Origin of the sequence: Kitasatospora cinereorecta (assembly GCF_024172095.1) — a bacterium.
Taxonomy (GTDB): domain Bacteria; phylum Actinomycetota; class Actinomycetes; order Streptomycetales; family Streptomycetaceae; genus Kitasatospora; species Kitasatospora cinereorecta.
Map to the genome: position 1 here is coordinate 538,931 of NZ_JAMZDX010000005.1, position 17,301 is coordinate 556,231.

Below are 17,301 nucleotides of genomic sequence, written 5' to 3' on the forward strand. Positions count from 1 at the left end.
GGGATGACCACAGAGTGACGGCCGGGTGAACGGCGCCGCTTCCACCCCCCTCCTACCGGCGGGTAGATTGGGCCGATCGATCGTGCCCACGGGGGGCACCGTACGACTGGAACACCGGTGACCGCATGAACGTCTGGACCCGCCCCGCACTCTGGTGGCGCCTGGCCATCGCCCTCTCCGCCGGACTCGGTCTGGTCCTGACCAACAGCTCGCTGGTGTACTTCACCATCGAGAGCAACGTGATCGTGCTCGGCTACTTCCTCGGCGCCGCGTACTGGATGGTCAAGCGCGGCACCGTGGACGCGCCCGCGCCCCGGCTGCGCGGCGCCGCCGTCCTGTTCATCACCATCACCGGCATCGTCGCCCACGTGCTGCTCAACCACGGCGAGAACCCGCTGCCCGGCCTGACCTCGGGCCCGGACCGGCTCGCGCACTGGTCGAGCTTCCTGCTGCACTACACCACGCCGGTCATGGTGATGATCGACTGGCTGTGCCTGAAGCCGCGCAACGCCTCGCGCTGGCGCGACCTGCCGCTGTGGCTGGCCTTCCCGCTCGGGTACGCGATCGTGACCGAGACCCGGGCCATCCTCTTCCCCGGCTTCCCGCTCAAGTACCCGTACTTCTTCCTCGACCCGACCGAGCACGGCTACGCCTGGGTGGCCGGCCAGATCGGCCAGCTGACCGTGGAGTTCGTCGTCCTCGCCGCCGCCGTGGTCGGCCTCGACCGCCTGGGCACCCGGGTCTTCGCCCGCCGGCCGGCCGCCGAGCTCTCCTGAGCCATGACAGCAATGCCTGAGGTAGTGGCTGTCGCGGGCTCGGGCTTGGTGGCGAAGCCCACATCGGCGGGGATGCCAGCCGACGCGCCCCGCTGGCGGTCCTCGGTCCAGGAGCGCGGGACGTACGGCTCCCGGTCGATGGCGGCGTGTCCGGCCTGCGCGGGGTAGACGAGATAGACCGCTACCTACGCGTTCTCGATCCTGCTGCGGTGCCGGCGTATTGGCGCTGGGCGCCGACCGTCGTGGTGCCCTTCTTCAGATCGCCGGTCTCGTCCACAACGAGGCCCGCCTCCTCATCGCGCAGGTGGTCCACCATGTAGGTGCGGATGTCGTCGCGGACCGCGCCGGCATCCCACTTGGCTCGGCCCAGTAGGTGCTTCATCCCGTGTGAGGTAGTGGCCCCGGCGTGCTCGGCGATCGTCCAGCAGTTGTTGCGCGGCAGGTCCGACAGCAGCCCCAGCACGAGCGAGCGGGCCCGGCGGCGGGGTTCCACCCGGGCGAACCGACCTGCGACACGACCCATCAGGCCCTCGAACATCGCCTGCCGTCGTTCGACGTCTACGCTGTGACCCGCAGCCACTGTTTGATCCTTCGTTGTCTTCACAAACCACGATCATCTTCGGTGGCCGCACTGTTGCCCAGGCGAGCAAGATCACGACTCCCGGCCCTGAACTACTGGGCTCCGCCCGAGGATGGAAAGCCCTGATGAGTCGCTACGAGTTGAACGAGCGCGAAGCCTTCGTCGCCATGTCGCGGTTCGTGTGGCAGTTCGCGAACCGCGCCGGGGACGACCTTCTCACGCTCCTGGGCGACATCGACATCCAGGCGGACGGCGGGACGACGGACCCCGCCGCCTGGGAAGACTGGATGAGGTGCGTTCGTTCGGTCGTCGACGGCACAGGGGATCCGGCAGGCGGGTCGGCGGGGTAGACGCCCCAGGGCCACTCGTCGACAAGATCACGATACATCTGCCGCATCAGCCTTCTGGCGCTACATGGATTGACGCGGCGAGCTCGCAAGAAAATGCCGGATCCACTAATTCCGAAGATGCACATCAGGGCAGTACGCGCAAATATCCGGCATGGAGGTTGATCTCTCCCGAATTGGCGAGAGCGAGAGCGCCCTCCCCTATGAAGAATCCTTTCTCTCTGAATGTATGGAGAGTCAGCAGCCTCCACAGTTCTTTGACAAATCCCGCCATGGATGCGTCTGCCTGATCGACCGATGCGGCCCAACGGCCGACCTGCAGAGCTCCCGGTGGACCCTCGACGCTGCGGACCCACTGCACGACCGGGCCGACCTGGGGCCCATAAATCTTCCCGTTCGTTCGAATTTCCGACGGCAGAACGGGGTGCGTATCTGAATTCCAAATGGAAACCAGCTTGCCGCAGTCCGCCATGGACTCTCTCGTCGAGGGAAGGTCGCCCCTCTCCCACGGGACCGAATCGATGATGCGCATCGATTTAAACCTCGACCTAATCGCAGAAATAAGCAACTCCTCATCGTCGACCGTCAGGAATATTTCAGCTACACGCTTCATTCTTCGACATGCCCATCCGGGTTGCCTTTTCGGATACATTGCAATTGGCCTGCTCCCGCACCTCCCGATGAATCAGGATCACGGGGCTCTGCCCACGCGACTTTCGCAAGCTGCTGACAGTCATGCACCGCGAGGGCGCCGACGCGTCCGTCCAGGCCGGCCATGGGGCCTGCCTTTGGAAGACCGGGTTCTGCTGGTCGCCGCCTACTGGCGAACGAACCTGACGCTACGCCAGCTGGCGCTGCTGTTGGGCGTATCCAAGTCGGCGGCTGCTCGACCGCGCTGAAGATCACTTAGCCCTCGATGTCCGCCCAGGCGGCGAAGGCGCGGTGGAAGTCGGGGAAGGTCTTGCGGACGCAGCCCGGGTCGTCGAAGGTGATGCCGGGCGTGCGCAGGCCGGTGACCGCGAAGGACATCACGATCCGGTGGTCGCCGCGGGTGGAGATCTCGGCGGGCTGCGGGGTGCCGGGGCGGATCTCGATCCAGTCCCGGCCGGTGGCCACGTCCACGCCGAGCCGGCGCAGGTTCTCCGCGCAGGCGTCCAGCCGGTCGCACTCCTTGATCCGGGTGTTGTAGACGTCGACGATCCGGATCGGGGCGGTGGCGAACGGGGCGATCGCCGCGAGGGTCGGCATGGTGTCGGAGATGTCCCGCATGGCGACCGTGCCGCCGGTCAGCCGCCCGCCCGGGGCGCCCCCGACCGTCACCCGGTCGGCGCCGAGCTCGACCTTGGCGCCGAGCCGTTCCAGCACCTCGACGAAGCGCAGGTCGCCCTGGAGCGCGCCCCGGCCGAGGCCGGGCACGGTCACCTCGCGGCCGGTCACCGCGGCGGCCGCGAAGAAGTAGCTCGCGGTGGAGGCGTCCGGCTCAACCCGGTACTCGGTCGCCCGGTAGCCGCCCGGCGGCACGGTGAAGACGTTCCCGTCCCGCTCCACACGCACCCCGAAGCTGCGCATCATCGCCAGCGTGATCTCCACGTACGGCGCGGAGACCAGGTCGGTCACGGTGATCCGCAGGCCCTGCCGGGTCAGCGGGCCGAGCAGCAGCAGCGCGGTCAGGTACTGCGAGGACAGGCCCGCGTCCAGGGTCACCTCGCCGCCCGCCACCCCGCGGGCCTCGATCCGCAGCGGGTGGTGGCCCTCGCGTTCCTGGTGGTGCAGTTCCACGCCGAGGGTGCGCAGCGCCTCGGTGAGCGGGCCGAGCGGGCGGCGGCGCATCTGCTCGGAGGCGTCGAAGCGGAAGCTGCCGTGGCCGGCGGCCGCCAGGGTGGGCAGGAATCGGGCGGTGGTGGCGCCGTCCCGGCAGTACACCTCGGCGTCGGTGGCGGGGCCCTGCGGCCGGCCCTCGATCCGCCACTCCCGCTCGTCGCGCGCGACCCGGTAGCCGAGCCGGGTCAGCCCCTCGGCGAAGCCCTCGGTGTCGTCCGAACTCAGCGGCCGCAGCAGGGTGGTGGTGCCCTCGGCGGCCGCGGCGAGGAAGAGTGCGCGGGCCGTGACCGACTTCGATCCGGGTATCTCGACGACCGTCACGGGAGTCCTCTTCACAGGTGGGGGCGGTGGAGTGGTTCGGGCTCATCCTGCCGTGCGGCGGACGCGGGCCACGGTCCGTTCCACCACCTGGACAGCGGCTGCTGCGGGAGCCGATCCACCGACTGTGGCACCACATGGCACCACGTGGCGCCACGTGACCCCCTGGCAGCCGTGCGGCATCGGGCACTCTCCGCACCCACTGCCGCCAGCAGTGACACCACCTGGCGCCAGATGGCACCACATCCCACCTCTCGCTGGCACTGAAACCCGTACGACACCACTGCGGGCTCCACGAATTTCTCCTCATCGCCGCAGCTCAGAGCAGGTGACACCGCGCCAGCGCCACAAGTGGCACCATCAGCGCTTGCCATGGCGCCAATGTGGTGCCACTATCTACGTCATGGACCTCACGCCGTATGTCGACACCCTCCGCCGCGAACTCGCGGTGGCCGCCGAGGCCGGCGGCGAAGACGCCCGCCGGCTGGCCGAACGGCTCACCGCTCCCCTGGAGTCGGCGACCCGGCTGACCATGCTCAACGTGCTCTCCGCCGCGATGGACGAGATCACCCGCGAGCTCGCCCCCGGCTCGGTCGACGTACGGCTGCGCGGACTCGACCCCGACTTCGTGGTGACGCTGCCGCCCGCCGGCACCGGCCCCGCGGAGGCGGCAGCTCCGTCGGCGGAGCCGCTGAGGGCCCCGATTCCCGCCGACTCCGACGAGGGCGGGACCGCCCGCGTCAATCTGCGCCTGCCGGCCCACCTCAAGACGCGCGCCGAGGAGGCCGCGAACCGTGAGGGCCTGTCGGTCAACGCGTGGCTGGTGCGGGCGGTGTCGGCGGCGGTCGACGGCGGTGCGCAGCCGCGCCCGTCGGAGCCGTCCCGCACGGTCGGCCAGAGCTTCACCGGCTGGGTGCGCTAGCCCGCGTACCCGCCCTGCACCGCTCCACCCCACACCACGTCCCACCAGCGGGGACGTCCCAAGGACCCATGAGGACGGTACAGCCATGCCTTCTTTCGACACTCCCGAGCCGATTTCGGTCACCGCCCACGTGGAGGCCGGCTCGATCCGGTTCAGCGCGGCGGACCGCGCCGACACCGTGGTCGAGGTGCGGCCTCGCGACCCGAAGCTCGACCGGGACCTGCGCGCGGTCGAGCAGACCGAGGTCTCGTACGCCGGCGGCCTGCTGACCGTCCGGACGCCCAAGTTCCGCAACACCCTCCGCCGGCCCGGCACGGTCGACGTGACGATCGAGCTGCCCGCCGGCTCGGACGTCGACATGACCGGCTCCTGGGCCCAGGTGCTCGGCGAGGGCCGGCTCGGCGAGGTCCGGGTGAAGACCTCGTCGGGCGACACCCGCCTCGACACCACCGGCCCGCTGCGGCTGACCGCCTCGCACGGCTCGATCACCGTGGACCGGGTCGACGGGTCGGCCGAGATCACCACCAGCTCCGGCAGCATGCGGGTCGGCGTGGTGGACGGGTCCGCCGTGCTGAAGAACTCGCACGGCTCGACCATGGTCGGAGCCGCCACCGGCGAGCTGCGGGTGAGCGGCGCCAACGGCGACATCGACATCCGCCGCGCCGAGGACTCGGTCACCGCCACCACCGCGCACGGCACCCTGCGGGTGGGCGAGGTGGTCCGCGGCACCGTCCAGCTGGAGACCTCCTACGGCGCGATCGAGGTCGGCATCCGCCGGGGTACGGCTGCCTGGCTGGACGTCAGCTCGGGCTCGGGGCAGGTGCGCAACTCGCTCGCAACCACCGACGACCCGGAGCGGAGCGAGGACACCGTCAAGGTCCGGGCCCGTACCCGGCACGGCAACATCGACATCCTCCGCGCCACGTCCTGACCCGGCCGGGGCGCCGGACGCCCCGAGCCCAGCCGCTCCGCTCCAGTCCATTCCACTCGCCCCAGCCTTCGAACGGGAGGGCCACATGCCTTCTTCTGTCATGCCCACGCCCAGGATGACCGGCGGTCCGCAGGCACCCGCCGCCGTCTCCGCCGTCGGACTGCGCAAGTCGTACGGCGACAAGACCGTGCTCGACGGGATCGACCTGCACATCCCGGCCGGGTCCGTGTTCGCCCTGCTCGGCCCGAACGGCGCCGGCAAGACCACCACCGTGCAGATCCTCTCCACCCTGATCCGCGCCGACGGCGGGCAGGCCCGGGTCGCCGGCCACGACCTCACCACCGACCCGGACGGGGTGCGCGCCGCGATCGGCGTCACCGGCCAGTTCTCCGCCGTCGACGGCCTGATCACCGGCGAGGAGAACATGCTCCTGATGGCCGACCTGCACCACCTGCCCAGGAGCGAGGGGCGGCGCGTCGCCGCCGAGCTGCTGGAGCGCTTCGACCTCGTCGAGGCCGCCCGGAAGCCCGCCCAGAGCTACTCCGGCGGCATGAAGCGCCGCCTCGACATCGCCATGACCCTGGTCGGCAACCCGCGGATCATCTTCCTCGACGAGCCGACCACCGGCCTCGACCCGCGGTCCCGGCACGCCATGTGGCGGATCATCCGCGAGCTGGTCGCCGGCGGCGTCACCGTCTTCCTCACCACCCAGTACCTGGAGGAGGCCGACGAACTCGCCGACCGCATCGCGGTGCTGAACGACGGCCGGATCGTGGCCGAGGGCACCGCCGAGGAACTGAAGCGGCTGGTCCCCGGCGGCCACGTCCGGCTCCGCTTCACCGACCCGGACGCCTACCACTCGGCCGCCGCCGCCCTGTCCGGAACGGCCATGTCCGGCGCGGCCCGCGACGACGAGGCACTGGCCCTGCAGATCCCCAGCGACGGCAGCCAGCGCGACCTGCGCGCCGTCCTCGACCGGCTGGACGCCGCCGGTGTCCAGGCGGACGAACTCACCGTGCACACGCCCGACCTCGACGACGTGTTCTTCGCCCTCACCGGCGGCACCACCCCGACCGACCAGACCAAGGAGGCCGTCCGATGAGCTCCCTCACCCTCGCCGCCCGCGACTCGTCCACGATGCTGCGCCGCAACCTGCTGCACGCGCGCCGCTACCCGTCGATGACCCTGAACCTGCTGCTGACACCCGTCATGCTGCTCCTGCTCTTCGTCTTCGTCTTCGGCGACGCGATGAGCGCCGGCCTCGGCGGCGGCCACGCCGACCGCACCGAGTACCTGGCCTACCTGGTGCCGGGCATCCTGCTGATGACCATCGGCAGCACCACGATCGGCACCGCGGTCTCCGTCTCCAACGACATGACCGAGGGCATCATCGCCCGCTTCCGCACCATGGCGATCCACCGCGGCTCGGTGCTGGTCGGACACGTCGCCGGCAGCGTGCTGCAGGCGGTGGCGAGCGTGGTCCTGGTCGGCGCCGTCGGCGTGGCGATCGGCTTCCGCTCGGTGGACGCCACCGCGCTGGACTGGCTCGCGGCGTTCGGACTGCTGGTGCTGTTCGCCCTTGCGCTCACCTGGATCGCGGTCGGGATGGGCCTGATCAGCCCGAACGCCGAGGCGGCGAGCAACAACGCCATGCCGCTGATCTTCCTGCCGCTGATCTCCAGCACCTTCGTGCCGGTCCACGCGATGCCGGGCTGGTTCCAGCCGATCGCCCAGTACCAGCCGTTCACCCCGGCCATCGAGACCCTGCGCGGCCTGCTGCTCGGCACCCCGATCGGCAACAACTGGTGGATCGCCCTGGCCTGGTGCCTCGGCCTCACCGTCCTCGGCTACCGCTGGTCCAAGGCGGTGTACGACCGCGGCGCCAAGTGACACCCACGCCTTCTGCTCCACCCGCTCTGCCCGAGGGCGGCGCACCCCGACCCCCGCGTCGAGGTGCGCCGCCCGTTCCCGTTGCCCGATCAATTTGCATCATTCGATCGAGGTTTGATCGAAACGGTCTCCATGTATTGACTCGATCAGATGGCCAACCTACGGTGCGGGACGGGCGCCCACCCCACCCCTCCGTTCTCGGGAGTCCCCACCATGCTCCTGCACCGTGCCGCGCTCACCGGTCTCGTCACCGCCGCGCTGCTCCTGCCCGGTATCCCCACCGCCGGGGCGACCACCCCGACCAGTTGGTACCTGGACTGCTCCGCCGCCTCGGACGGCGACGGCAGCCAGGCCGCCCCGTGGAACAGCCTGGCCACGGCCGACGCCCATGTCTTCCAGCCCGGTGACCACCTGCTGCTCAAGCGCGGCGCCACCTGCACCGGCACCCTCGCCCCGCACGGCTCCGGCACCGCCGGCGCACCGATCACCCTGGCCGCGTACGGCACCGGCACCGCCCGCCCGGTGGTCGCGGGCGACCCGGCCTCCGCCGAGAACGCCGCCGTCCACCTCTTCGACGTCGAGCAGTGGGAGATCCGCGACCTGGAGATCACCTTCCCGGACACCTCCGCCACCAAGCGCGAACGCAACGGCCTGCTGGTCGAGATCGCCGACCTGCCCGACGGCGTCGGCACCCACTACGTGGTCGACGACGTCTACGTGCACGACGTGAACGGCGACGCCACCAAGTGGTCCAACGGCATCCAGTTCCGCGTCTCCGGCACCACCACACCCACCGACTTCGACGACGTGCTGGTGCAGAACTCGACCATCGCGCACGTCGACCGGGAGGGCCTGACCAACCGCACCACCTGGATGTGCCGGCCGAGCTACGGCACCGGCGACGGCTGCGGCACCACCGTCAACTGGCGGGCCAACACCCGCCTGGTGTTCCGCGGCAACACCGTCAGCGACACCGGCGGGGACGGCATCGTGGTGCGCGCCGCCGACCACGCCCTGGTCGAGCACAACACCGCGTACGACATCGCAATGCGCCCGATGGGCTCCAACGCCGGTATCTGGACCATCAACTCGGACCACACCACGATCCAGTACAACGAGGTCCACCACGTCCGCCGGCTCTCCGACAGCAACGACGGGATGGCCTTCGACTCGGACTACGGCAACAACGGCACCCTGATCCAGTACAACGACAGCCACGACAACGACGGCGGCTTCCTGCTGTTCTGCGGGGCGTGCGGCGCCGGGTCCAGCTCCACCGGGACGGTGGTCCGCTACAACCTCAGCCGGGCGGACCGGAGCCGCTGGCTCTTCGCCGTCGGCGAGCGAGGCGCCCAGGTGTACAACAACACCGTCTACCTGCCGGCCGGTTCGACCACCCCGGTGATCCAGCAGGGCTCCGGCACCTCCACCACCCGGCTCAGCGGCAATCTCTTCGCCAACCTGGGCACCGGCGGATACACCGGCTTCGGCGGCAACGCCTACAAGCCGGGCGACTTCACCTGGGACTCCAACCTCTTCTGGGGCAACCACCCGGCCGACGAGCCCGCCGACCCCGGCAAGGTCACCGCCGACCCGAAGCTGGTGAACCCCGGCGGCACCGCCCCCGTCGAATACGCGCTCGCGGTCGGCTCCCCGGCCCGCGGGGCGGGCGCGAGCGTGCCGGACAACGGCGGCAGCGACTGGTTCGGCGCCGCCGTCCCGCAGGTCTGCCGGCCCGACATCGGCTTCCAGCAGGCGAGTTCCTTCACCGACACCTCCTGCGCACCGGCCGACCCGGTCCGCAACGGCGGCTTCGAGAGCGGCGCGCTCGGCCCCTGGACGTCCTACGGCGGCGTGGTCCTCGACGGTGCGGGCGCCCACTCCGGCAGCTACGCCGTACGGGTCGGCCCGGCCCAGGCGGCGGCCGAGCAGGTGATCGCCGTCAGGCCGAACACCACGTACCGGCTGAGCGGTTGGGGACGGGTGTCGGCCACGGGCAGCGAACTCTCGCTCGGCGTCAAGCAGTACGACGCCGTCGGCTCCACCACCCGGGCGGCGTTCACCGCCACCGGCTACGCGTACGGCTCCACCACCTTCACCACCGGGGCGGGCGCCACCACGGCTCGGATCTACTGCTACGCCCGCAGCGGCACCGGGTACGGCTACTGCGACGACGTCTCGGTCAGCCAGGTCTCCTGAGCGCAGCAGCGCAGCAGCCCGGAACCGCAGCGGCGGCCCGGTCGGAGGTTTCGACCGGGCCGCCGTCGCGCCGGGGAGCGGGTCAGGAGACGCTGACCGCGCTCCAGGCCGCCGCCACCGCCTTGTACTCGGCGCTGTTCGCGCCGTACAGGTCCGTGGCCGCGCTCAGCGAGGCGGTGCGGGCACCCTTGTAGGTGGTGGTGGAGGTCATGTAGACCGTGAGCGCCCGGTACCAGATGGCCGCGACCTTCTGGTTGCCGATGCCGGTCACCGTGGAGCCGTTGCAGGTCGGGCTGTTGTAGGCGACGCCGTTGATGGTCTTGGCGCCGCTGCCCTCACTGGCCAGGTAGAACCAGTGGTTGCCGACGCCGGAGGAGTTGTGCACGTCCAGGCGGCCGACCTTGCTGGACCAGCAGTCGGCCGAGCTGCCGTCCAGCGAGGGCTTGTCGAAGCGGCGCAGCCACGGCGGGGTGGACTGGTCGCTGAACAGGTAGTCCGGCGTGTCGACCGAGTTGTTGGCGTACCACTCGACCATGGTGCCGAAGATGTCGCTGGTCGACTCGTTGAGGCCGCCGGACTCGCCGCTGTAGCGGAGGTTGGCGGTCGCGCTGGTGACGCCGTGGGTCATCTCGTGGCCCATGGTGTCGAGGTCGACCTGCTCGGGGTCGGTGGTGCCGTTGCCGTCGCCGGTCATCATGCAGAAGCAGGCGTCGGACCACTGGGCGTTGTCCCAGTTGGTGCCGACATGCACGAAGACGGTGGCGCCCTTGCCGTCGTTCTTGATGCCGTTCCGGCCGAAGGTGTTCTTGTAGTAGTCGTACGTCCAGGCGGTGTTGGCGTGGGCGTCGACGGCGGCGGTGGCCCGGTCGGTGGAGAACTTCTTGCCGTCGCCCCAGATGTTGTCGGCGTCGGTGTAGAGGGTGCCGGAGCTCGCCTTGACGCTGCCGGCGGCCAGGTTGTGGGCGTCCTTGGTGGTGTGGCCGCGGACCGGGTCGATCAGCGCGTAGGAGCCGTTGGTCTGCTGGGTGGTGGCGATGGAGATGTCACCGGTGTACTCGGAGTGGCCGGTGCCGGTGGCCTCGCGCTCGGAGTCGAAGGCCTCGATCTCCTCGCCGGTGGCGGCGTCGGTGACGATCACCCGACCGGAGGGCTGGCCCTGCTTGCCGAGGCCGCTGACGGTGGTCTGCCAGGCGAGGCGGGCACCGCCGTCGGCCGCCCAGACCACCAGCTGGGGCTCGGAGGTGGCGGAGCTGACGTCCGGGGCGGCGGCCAGCGCCTTGGCGGCGGTGGTCTGCGCGGGGACGGCGGGAACGGTGGTCTTGACGCTGGGGTTGTGGCCCTTGGCGCGGGAGGAGTCCTTGAGCTTGCCGTGGCTGTCCTGGTGCACCACCAGGTCACCGCCGATCACCGGCAGGCCCTGGTAGGTGCGGTCGAAGCGGACGTGCTGGGTGCCGTCCCGGTCGATGATGACGTCCTTGACCTGCAGGTCCTGGCCGCTGCCGAAGCCGAACAGGTCTGCGTTGCGGGACACGTTGGCCTTCGCCTTGGCGATGGCGCTGTCCCGGCCCGAGGCCGCGGTGGCAGTCGAGAACTGCACACCGGCGGCAACGAGGGCGGCGGTAGCCGCCAGGGCGCCGGCCGTGAGGGTGCGGCGGCGCGAAGAGGAGGTGGGGCTCACTCTGTTACTCCAGTCGGTTAGCTGCTGGGTAGCCGACTGCGAGCTTGGCCGTGAACAGCCAAACTTTTCTATGAACAGAATGGAACTTGACCGTTTCGTTGCCGGAACGGCGACGCTTTCCGGTCGAGTTCGACCGAGTTCGATCGAATTGAGTGAGCCCCCCTGGACTCCCGTGGGACGGGGAGCGGTTACTGCGGATCGACCGTGCGCAGCTCGCCGTCCAGCTCCAGCCAGCGGGTGATGCCCAGCTCGCGCAGGAACGGCAGGTCGTGGCTGGCCACGATCAGCGTCCCCTGGAACCCGGCCAGCGCCTGGATGAGTTGACGCACGCTGGCCAGATCCAGGTTGTTGGTCGGTTCGTCGAGCATCAGCAGCTGCGGTGGCGGATCGGCCAGCAGCAGCGCCGCCAGGGTGGCCCGGAAGCGCTCGCCGCCGGAGAGCGTGCCGGCCGGCTGGTCGGCCCGGGCGCCGCGGAACAGGAACCGGGCCAGCCGAGCCCGGATCGCGTTGTCCCCCTGTGCCGGGGCGAGCGCCTTGACGTTGCCGAAGACGGTCAGCCCGTCGTCCAGCACGTCGAGGCGCTGCGGCAGGTACCGCAGCGGCACCGGCGTGGTCACCTCGCCCTCCACCGGGCGCAGTTCGCCCGCGACGGTGCGCAGCAGGGTGGACTTGCCCGCCCCGTTGCGCCCGATCAGGGCGATCCGCTCCGGCCCGCGCAGCTCCAGGTCGGCGCGGGCGCCGTGGGCCAGGCGGACCCGGTCCAGGGTGAGCACCGTCCGGCCGGCCGGAACGGCCGTGCGCGGCAGGTCGATCCGGATCTCGGCGTCGTCGCGGACCGCCTCCTCCGCCGCGGTCAGCCGGTCCTTGGCCTCGTTCAGCCGGTCGGTGTGCATCCCGCGGACCCGGCCCGCGGTCTCCTGCGCCTGCCGCTTGAACTTGCCCGCGATGATCTTCGGATCGTTGCGCTGCGCGGACTTCTTCTTGCCGTACGCGGCACTGCGGTCGAGCTTGATCCGGGCCTCCATCAGGTCGCGCTGCTGGCGCCGGACGTCCGCCTCGGCGGTGCGCACCAGCCGCTCGGCGGTCTCCTGCTCGGCGGCCAGCGCCTCCTGGTACGCGGCGAAGTTGCCGCCGTACCAGGTGACCGAGCCGTCCCGCAGGTCGGCGATCTGGTCGACGTACTGCAGGAGTTCGCGGTCGTGGCTGACCACCAGCAGGACGCCGGGGAAGCCGGCCACCGCCTCGTAGAGGCGCGAACGGGCCCGGCGGTCCAGGTTGTTGGTCGGCTCGTCGAGCAGCAGCACGTCGGGCCGGCGCAGCAGCAGGGCCGCCAGGTGCAGCAGCACCGCCTCGCCGCCGGAGAGTTCGCCGGTGGTGCGGTCGAGGTCGAGCGACTCCAGGCCGAGCCGGTCGAGGGTGGCGCGGGCGCGCTCCTCGACGTCCCAGTCGTCGCCGACGGCGGCGAAGTGCCGCTCGTCGGTGTCGCCGGACTCGATCGCGTGCAGGCCCTCGCGGGCCGCCCGGATGCCGAGCGCCTCATCGACCCGCTGATCGCCGATCAGGGTGAGGTTCTGCGGCAGGTAGCCGACCTCGCCCGCGATCCGGACGGCGCCCGAGGTCGGGGTGAGCTCGCCCGCGAGCAACCGGATCAGGGTGGACTTGCCCGAGCCGTTGAGGCCGATCAGGCCCGTCCGGCCGGGGCCGACCGCGAGGTGGAAGCCGTCCAGCACCGGGGTGCCGTCGGCCCACTCGAAGCCGAGTTCGGTACAGAGGATGGATGTGGTCGGTTGCGCCATGGAAGGCCTCCTGCGGGGTCGCCGTGAGATCGCCGGGTACGGAAGGTGCGACACGGGAGACACCGCAAAGGCGCGAGAACGCAGGAGCCCGCACACGCGGGGCCGCTCACTGCTGAAGTCGCACACCGAGGGAGCACACCCGAAGGAACGGGGGCGTGACGCGCGGTGTCTCGTGACTTCAGAGGAGCAAGGGCCTTCTCCAGACGTGAGCGGGACGGTCCGGGCAGAGCGCTTCGGACACGTCAGACGTTAGGGCCCGGTCCACGTGCCCCGCAACGGAATTAACCGCAGCCGGATCCGTGCGGTCCGATTCAAGCCGTTCCGGAAGAAATCATCAGGCACGTTGGGAGAAGCCCGCCGCGGGGTGGACCGGCCAGGCTGGGGCGCGCGCGTGCTGTTGCGGCACTCGGTGCTGCCCCGCGTGCCTCGACCACTCCCCTGTGCCCCCGTAGGAGACCAGACAGATGACGACCCATGTCGAGCCGGTGAGGACGGCCCCGCAAGGGCCGCTGGGACGGCTGAACCACGGTTCGCACCGCGCCGCGTTGAACATCTTCATGCTGGTGGTGCTCGGCCACTGGGCCGAGCACATCGCCCAGGCGTACCAGATCTGGGGCCTCGGCTGGCCGGTGAAGAAGTCCAAGGGCCTGCTCGGGTACGAGTACCCGTGGCTGGTGACCTCGGAGTGGATGCACTACGGCTACGCGCTGATCATGATCATCGGCCTGTTCCTGCTGCGGCCCGGCTTCGTCGGCCGGGCCCGCACCTGGTGGACGGTGGCCCTGGTCATCCAGTTCTGGCACCACATCGAGCACCTGCTCCTGCTGCTGCAGGCGCAGACCGGCCACTTCCTGTTCGGCAAGGCCGTGCCGACCTCGATCCTGCAGCTGGTCTTCCCCCGGGTCGAGCTGCACCTCTTCTACAACACGATCGTCTTCATCCCGATGGTGATCGGCATGTACTTCCACCTGCGGCCCAGCCGGCAGGAGCTGCAGGAGATGACCTGCAGCTGCCAGGCGGTCCACCGGCACGAGGTCGCGGCGACCGCGTGAGCACCACCGGATCCCCCCGGTCGGTCCGGCGGACGCTCGCGATCGGCGTCGCCGTGGTCGTGGTGCTGCTCGCCGGACTGGCCTGGATCAGCGCCCGCGAGCCGGTCCGGCTGGCGGGCGCCGCCCCGGCCGACGGCGGCGCCCTCGCCGAGGCCCCCAAGGAGGTCGCGCTGACCTTCGCCGGTGACGACTTCCGCCCCCAGTCGCTGTACCTCCAGGTCAACGGCCCGGACGGCGCACCGGTCACCCAGGGCACCCCGGAACTGGACGGCCGCAGGCTGGTCGCCCCGGTGCGGATCACCGCCACCGGCAGCTACCTGGTCACCTACCGGCTCACCCTCGGCGGCGGCCGGGAGGTCTCCGGGACGACCGCCTTCGCCGTCGGCCCCGGGGCGGTCGGCCGCCCGGCCGGCGAGAACGCGGACGACGGCCTGCTGCCGCACGACCACGCGGTCGACGGGGTGTGGAACCTGCTGCTGATCTGCGTCGACGCCGTGCTGCTGCCGGGCGCGGTGCTGCTGATGCTGCGCCGTCCCCGGGTCCGCCGGGAGCGCTCGCCGGGCTGAGCGCCGACCCGGGTCCACTAAAATCGGGCCCATCATGACTGCCACACTCGTCGCCAAGGACCTCAGCGCCGCCCACGGCGACCGCACCCTCTTCTCCGACCTGGACCTGGTCGTCGCCCCCGGCGAGGTGATCGGCCTGGTCGGGGTGAACGGCGCGGGCAAGTCCACCCTGCTGCGGCTGCTGGCGGGCCTGGACACCCCCGAGGACGGCACGCTGCGCCTCAGCCCGGCCACCGCCACCGTCGGCCACCTCCCGCAGGAGCCGGAGCGGCGGCCGGGCGAGTCGGTGCGCGACTTCCTGGCCCGCCGCACCGGCGTGGCCGCGGCCCAGGCCGCGCTGGACGAGGCGACCGAGGGCCTGGTGGAGGGCCGGCCCGGCGCGGACGACGCGTACGCGGCGAGCCTGGACCGCTGGCTGGAGCTGGGCGGCGCCGACCTGGAGGAGCGGGCCGAGGAGGTGGCCGACTCGCTCGGCCTCAAGGTCTCCCTCGACCTGCCGATGACCGCGCTGTCCGGCGGGCAGGCCGCCCGGGCGGGCCTGGCCTCGCTGCTGCTCTCCCGCTACGACGTCTTCCTGCTGGACGAGCCCACCAACGACCTCGACCTGGACGGCCTGGAGCGGCTGGAGTCCTTCGTCAAGGGCCTGCGCGCCGGCACCGTGCTGATCAGCCACGACCGCGAGTTCCTGGCCCGCACCGTCACCCGGGTGCTGGAGCTGGACCTGCACCAGCGGCAGGTCAACCTGTACGGCGGCGGCTACGAGTCGTACCTGGAGGAGCGGGCCATCGCCCGCCGCCACGCCCGCGAGGAGTTCGACGAGTACGCCGACACCAGGGCCGGGCTGGAGGCCCGGGCCCAGATGCAGCGCACCTGGCTGGAGCACGGTGTGCGCAACGCCCGCCGCAAGGGCGGGGACAACGACAAGAAGGCCCGCGCGACCCGGGCCGAGTCCACCGAGAAGCAGGCCGCCAAGGCCCGGCAGACCCAGCGGATGATCGAGCGGCTGGACGTGGTGGAGGAGCCGCGCAAGGAGTGGGAGCTGCGGATGGAGATCGCCACCGCGCCCCGTTCCGGCTCGGTGGTGGCCACCCTGCGGGCGGCGACCGCCCACCGCGGGGAGTTCGCCTTCGGACCGGTGGACCTGCAGATCGACTGGGCGGACCGGGTGGCGATCACCGGCGCCAACGGCGCGGGCAAGTCCACCCTGCTGGCCGCCCTGCTCGGCCGGCTCGACCTCGACGGCGGCAGCGCCTCGCTGGGCTCGGGCGTGGTGGTCGGCGAGGTCGACCAGGCCCGCGGGCTGTTCCTCGGTGAGGAACCGCTGTCGGACGCCTTCCAGACCGCCGTCCCGGAGTCCACGCCGGAGGACGTGCGCACCCTGCTGGCCAAGTTCGGGCTGAAGGCCGCCCACGTGCTGCGCCCGGCCGCCACCCTCTCCCCCGGCGAGCGGACCCGCGCGGCGCTGGCGCTGCTGCAGGCCCGCGGGGTCAACCTGCTGGTGCTGGACGAGCCGACCAACCACCTCGACCTGGCCGCGATCGAGCAGCTGGAGTCGGCGCTGGCCTCGTACACCGGGACGCTGCTGCTGGTCACCCACGACCGGCGGATGCTGGACACGGTGACGGTCAACCGGCGACTTGCCGTCGAGAATGGTCTGGTCCACGAGCGCTGAGACCCTTCCCCCGACGGTCCGTCATGTGCTGTGCTGGGGGCCATGGTTGACAGTGCACCGGTGACGGACCACCCGACCGTCCCGCTCCGGCCCATGACGGTGCCGGCCCACGAGGCCGAGGGCCGCTGCCGCTCCTTCCACCAGGTGATGGACCGGCGGCGGACCGTCCGCGACTACTCCACCGAGCCGGTCCCGGACGGGGTGATCGAGTGGGCGGTCCGGACCGCCGCCACCGCGCCGAGCGGGGCGCACGTCCAGCCCTGGCGGTTCGTCGTGGTGACCGATCCGGAGCGCAAGCGGCGGCTGCGCGAGGCGGCCGAGGCCGAGGAGCGGGAGTTCTACGGCCACCGGGCCTCCGAGGAGTGGCTGGCGGCGCTCGCCCCGATCGGCACCGACTGGCGCAAGCCCTTCCTGGAGGACGCGCCGGCCGTGATCGTCGTCTTCGAGGTGCACAAGGGCCCGAACTCGCCCCGTCCCTATTACACGAAGGAGAGCGTCGGCATCGCGGTCGGCCTGCTGCTGGCGAGCCTGCACCAGGCCGGGCTGGCCACCCTGACCCACACCCCGAGCCCGATGCGCTTCCTCAACGAGGTGTGCGAGCGCCCGCCGGAGGAGCGTGCGGCGTACGTGATCCCGGTCGGCTACCCCGCCCCCGGCGCGCGCGTGCCCGACCTGGCGCGCAAGGCGCTGGAGGAGGTCATGGTCCGACTCTGACCGGCGGAAATGCGCTGGTTGGCGCCGCCGCTCCTGGGC

Annotated in this window: 15 protein-coding genes and 2 pseudogenes; 12 read left to right on the forward strand and 5 right to left on the reverse strand. The window is 71.1% G+C overall.

Going from position 1 to position 17,301, the window contains the following annotated elements:
- The first annotated feature begins 125 nt into the window (after positions 1-125).
- Positions 126-776 (forward strand): Pr6Pr family membrane protein, encoded by a 651-nt coding sequence (locus tag FHR36_RS28060; RefSeq protein WP_253801544.1) that lies wholly within the window; start codon positions 126-128, stop codon positions 774-776.
- 29 nt (positions 777-805) lie between these two features.
- On the opposite strand, the pseudogene FHR36_RS28065 reads toward FHR36_RS28060, so the two are convergent.
- Positions 806-1,299, reverse strand: a pseudogene (locus tag FHR36_RS28065) (IS701 family transposase); the annotation flags it as partial.
- Between the two features lie 182 nt (positions 1,300-1,481).
- Between FHR36_RS28065 and FHR36_RS28070 the strand changes: the two are divergent.
- Positions 1,482-1,706 carry a hypothetical protein gene (locus tag FHR36_RS28070; protein WP_253801547.1) on the forward strand — a complete coding sequence of 75 codons (225 nt, stop codon included), beginning with the start codon at positions 1,482-1,484 and terminating at the stop codon, positions 1,704-1,706.
- Positions 1,707-1,830: 124 nt separating this feature from the next.
- Here FHR36_RS28070 and FHR36_RS28075 read toward each other — a convergent pair whose 3' ends face one another.
- Positions 1,831-2,235 carry a DUF8467 domain-containing protein gene (locus FHR36_RS28075; protein WP_253801549.1) on the reverse strand — a complete coding sequence of 135 codons (405 nt, stop codon included), beginning with the start codon at positions 2,233-2,235 and terminating at the stop codon, positions 1,831-1,833.
- A 152-nt stretch (positions 2,236-2,387) separates the two neighbouring features.
- On the opposite strand from FHR36_RS28075, the pseudogene FHR36_RS28080 reads away from it, so the two are divergent.
- Positions 2,388-2,593, forward strand: a pseudogene (locus tag FHR36_RS28080) (transposase family protein); the annotation flags it as partial.
- Between the two features lie 16 nt (positions 2,594-2,609).
- Here the strand turns inward: FHR36_RS28080 and aroA are convergent.
- Positions 2,610-3,845: a 3-phosphoshikimate 1-carboxyvinyltransferase gene (aroA, locus tag FHR36_RS28085; protein WP_253801554.1), complete on the reverse strand. Its 1,236-nt coding sequence runs from the start codon at positions 3,843-3,845 to the stop codon at positions 2,610-2,612.
- Between the two features lie 400 nt (positions 3,846-4,245).
- Here aroA and FHR36_RS28090 point away from each other — a divergent pair, with 400 nt between their 5' ends.
- The 5 genes from FHR36_RS28090 to FHR36_RS28110 all read left to right on the forward strand — a co-directional run bounded on the left by FHR36_RS28090 (position 4,246) and on the right by FHR36_RS28110 (position 9,784).
- A complete protein-coding gene (locus FHR36_RS28090; RefSeq protein ID WP_253801557.1) occupies positions 4,246-4,764 on the forward strand; it encodes a hypothetical protein in 519 nt (172 codons plus the stop codon).
- 85 nt (positions 4,765-4,849) lie between these two features.
- Complete coding sequence (locus FHR36_RS28095) at positions 4,850-5,695, forward strand: DUF4097 family beta strand repeat-containing protein (protein ID WP_253801561.1); 846 nt, start codon at positions 4,850-4,852, stop codon at positions 5,693-5,695.
- 85 nt (positions 5,696-5,780) lie between these two features.
- Positions 5,781-6,797 carry an ATP-binding cassette domain-containing protein gene (locus tag FHR36_RS28100; protein ID WP_253801563.1) on the forward strand — a complete coding sequence of 339 codons (1,017 nt, stop codon included), beginning with the start codon at positions 5,781-5,783 and terminating at the stop codon, positions 6,795-6,797.
- Positions 6,794-7,585: an ABC transporter permease gene (locus tag FHR36_RS28105; protein WP_253801566.1), complete on the forward strand. Its 792-nt coding sequence runs from the start codon at positions 6,794-6,796 to the stop codon at positions 7,583-7,585. The genes FHR36_RS28100 and FHR36_RS28105 overlap by 4 nt, the downstream gene beginning before the upstream one ends.
- A gap of 213 nt (positions 7,586-7,798) precedes the next feature.
- Complete coding sequence (locus tag FHR36_RS28110; RefSeq protein WP_253801568.1) at positions 7,799-9,784, forward strand: carbohydrate binding domain-containing protein; 1,986 nt, start codon at positions 7,799-7,801, stop codon at positions 9,782-9,784.
- A gap of 82 nt (positions 9,785-9,866) precedes the next feature.
- Here FHR36_RS28110 and FHR36_RS28115 read toward each other — a convergent pair whose 3' ends face one another.
- Positions 9,867-11,462 (reverse strand): M4 family metallopeptidase, encoded by a 1,596-nt coding sequence (locus FHR36_RS28115; protein ID WP_308199656.1) that lies wholly within the window; start codon positions 11,460-11,462, stop codon positions 9,867-9,869.
- Positions 11,463-11,650: 188 nt separating this feature from the next.
- Positions 11,651-13,258: an ABC-F family ATP-binding cassette domain-containing protein gene (locus tag FHR36_RS28125; RefSeq protein ID WP_253801570.1), complete on the reverse strand. Its 1,608-nt coding sequence runs from the start codon at positions 13,256-13,258 to the stop codon at positions 11,651-11,653.
- Positions 13,259-13,722: 464 nt separating this feature from the next.
- Between FHR36_RS28125 and FHR36_RS28130 the strand changes: the two genes are divergently transcribed.
- From FHR36_RS28130 to FHR36_RS28145, 4 genes are read left to right on the forward strand one after another with little or no spacing between them, the layout of a single operon-like run.
- Positions 13,723-14,310 carry a hypothetical protein gene (locus FHR36_RS28130; protein WP_253801572.1) on the forward strand — a complete coding sequence of 196 codons (588 nt, stop codon included), beginning with the start codon at positions 13,723-13,725 and terminating at the stop codon, positions 14,308-14,310.
- Complete coding sequence (locus FHR36_RS28135) at positions 14,307-14,876, forward strand: copper resistance protein CopC (protein ID WP_253801574.1); 570 nt, start codon at positions 14,307-14,309, stop codon at positions 14,874-14,876. Before FHR36_RS28130 ends, FHR36_RS28135 begins: the two co-directional genes overlap by 4 nt.
- Before the next feature lie 34 nt (positions 14,877-14,910).
- Positions 14,911-16,548 carry an ABC-F family ATP-binding cassette domain-containing protein gene (locus FHR36_RS28140; protein WP_253801576.1) on the forward strand — a complete coding sequence of 546 codons (1,638 nt, stop codon included), beginning with the start codon at positions 14,911-14,913 and terminating at the stop codon, positions 16,546-16,548.
- A 42-nt stretch (positions 16,549-16,590) separates the two neighbouring features.
- On the forward strand, positions 16,591-17,262 hold the full coding sequence (locus FHR36_RS28145) for a nitroreductase family protein (protein ID WP_253801578.1): 672 nt from the start codon (positions 16,591-16,593) through the stop codon (positions 17,260-17,262).
- Positions 17,263-17,301 lie beyond the last annotated feature (39 nt).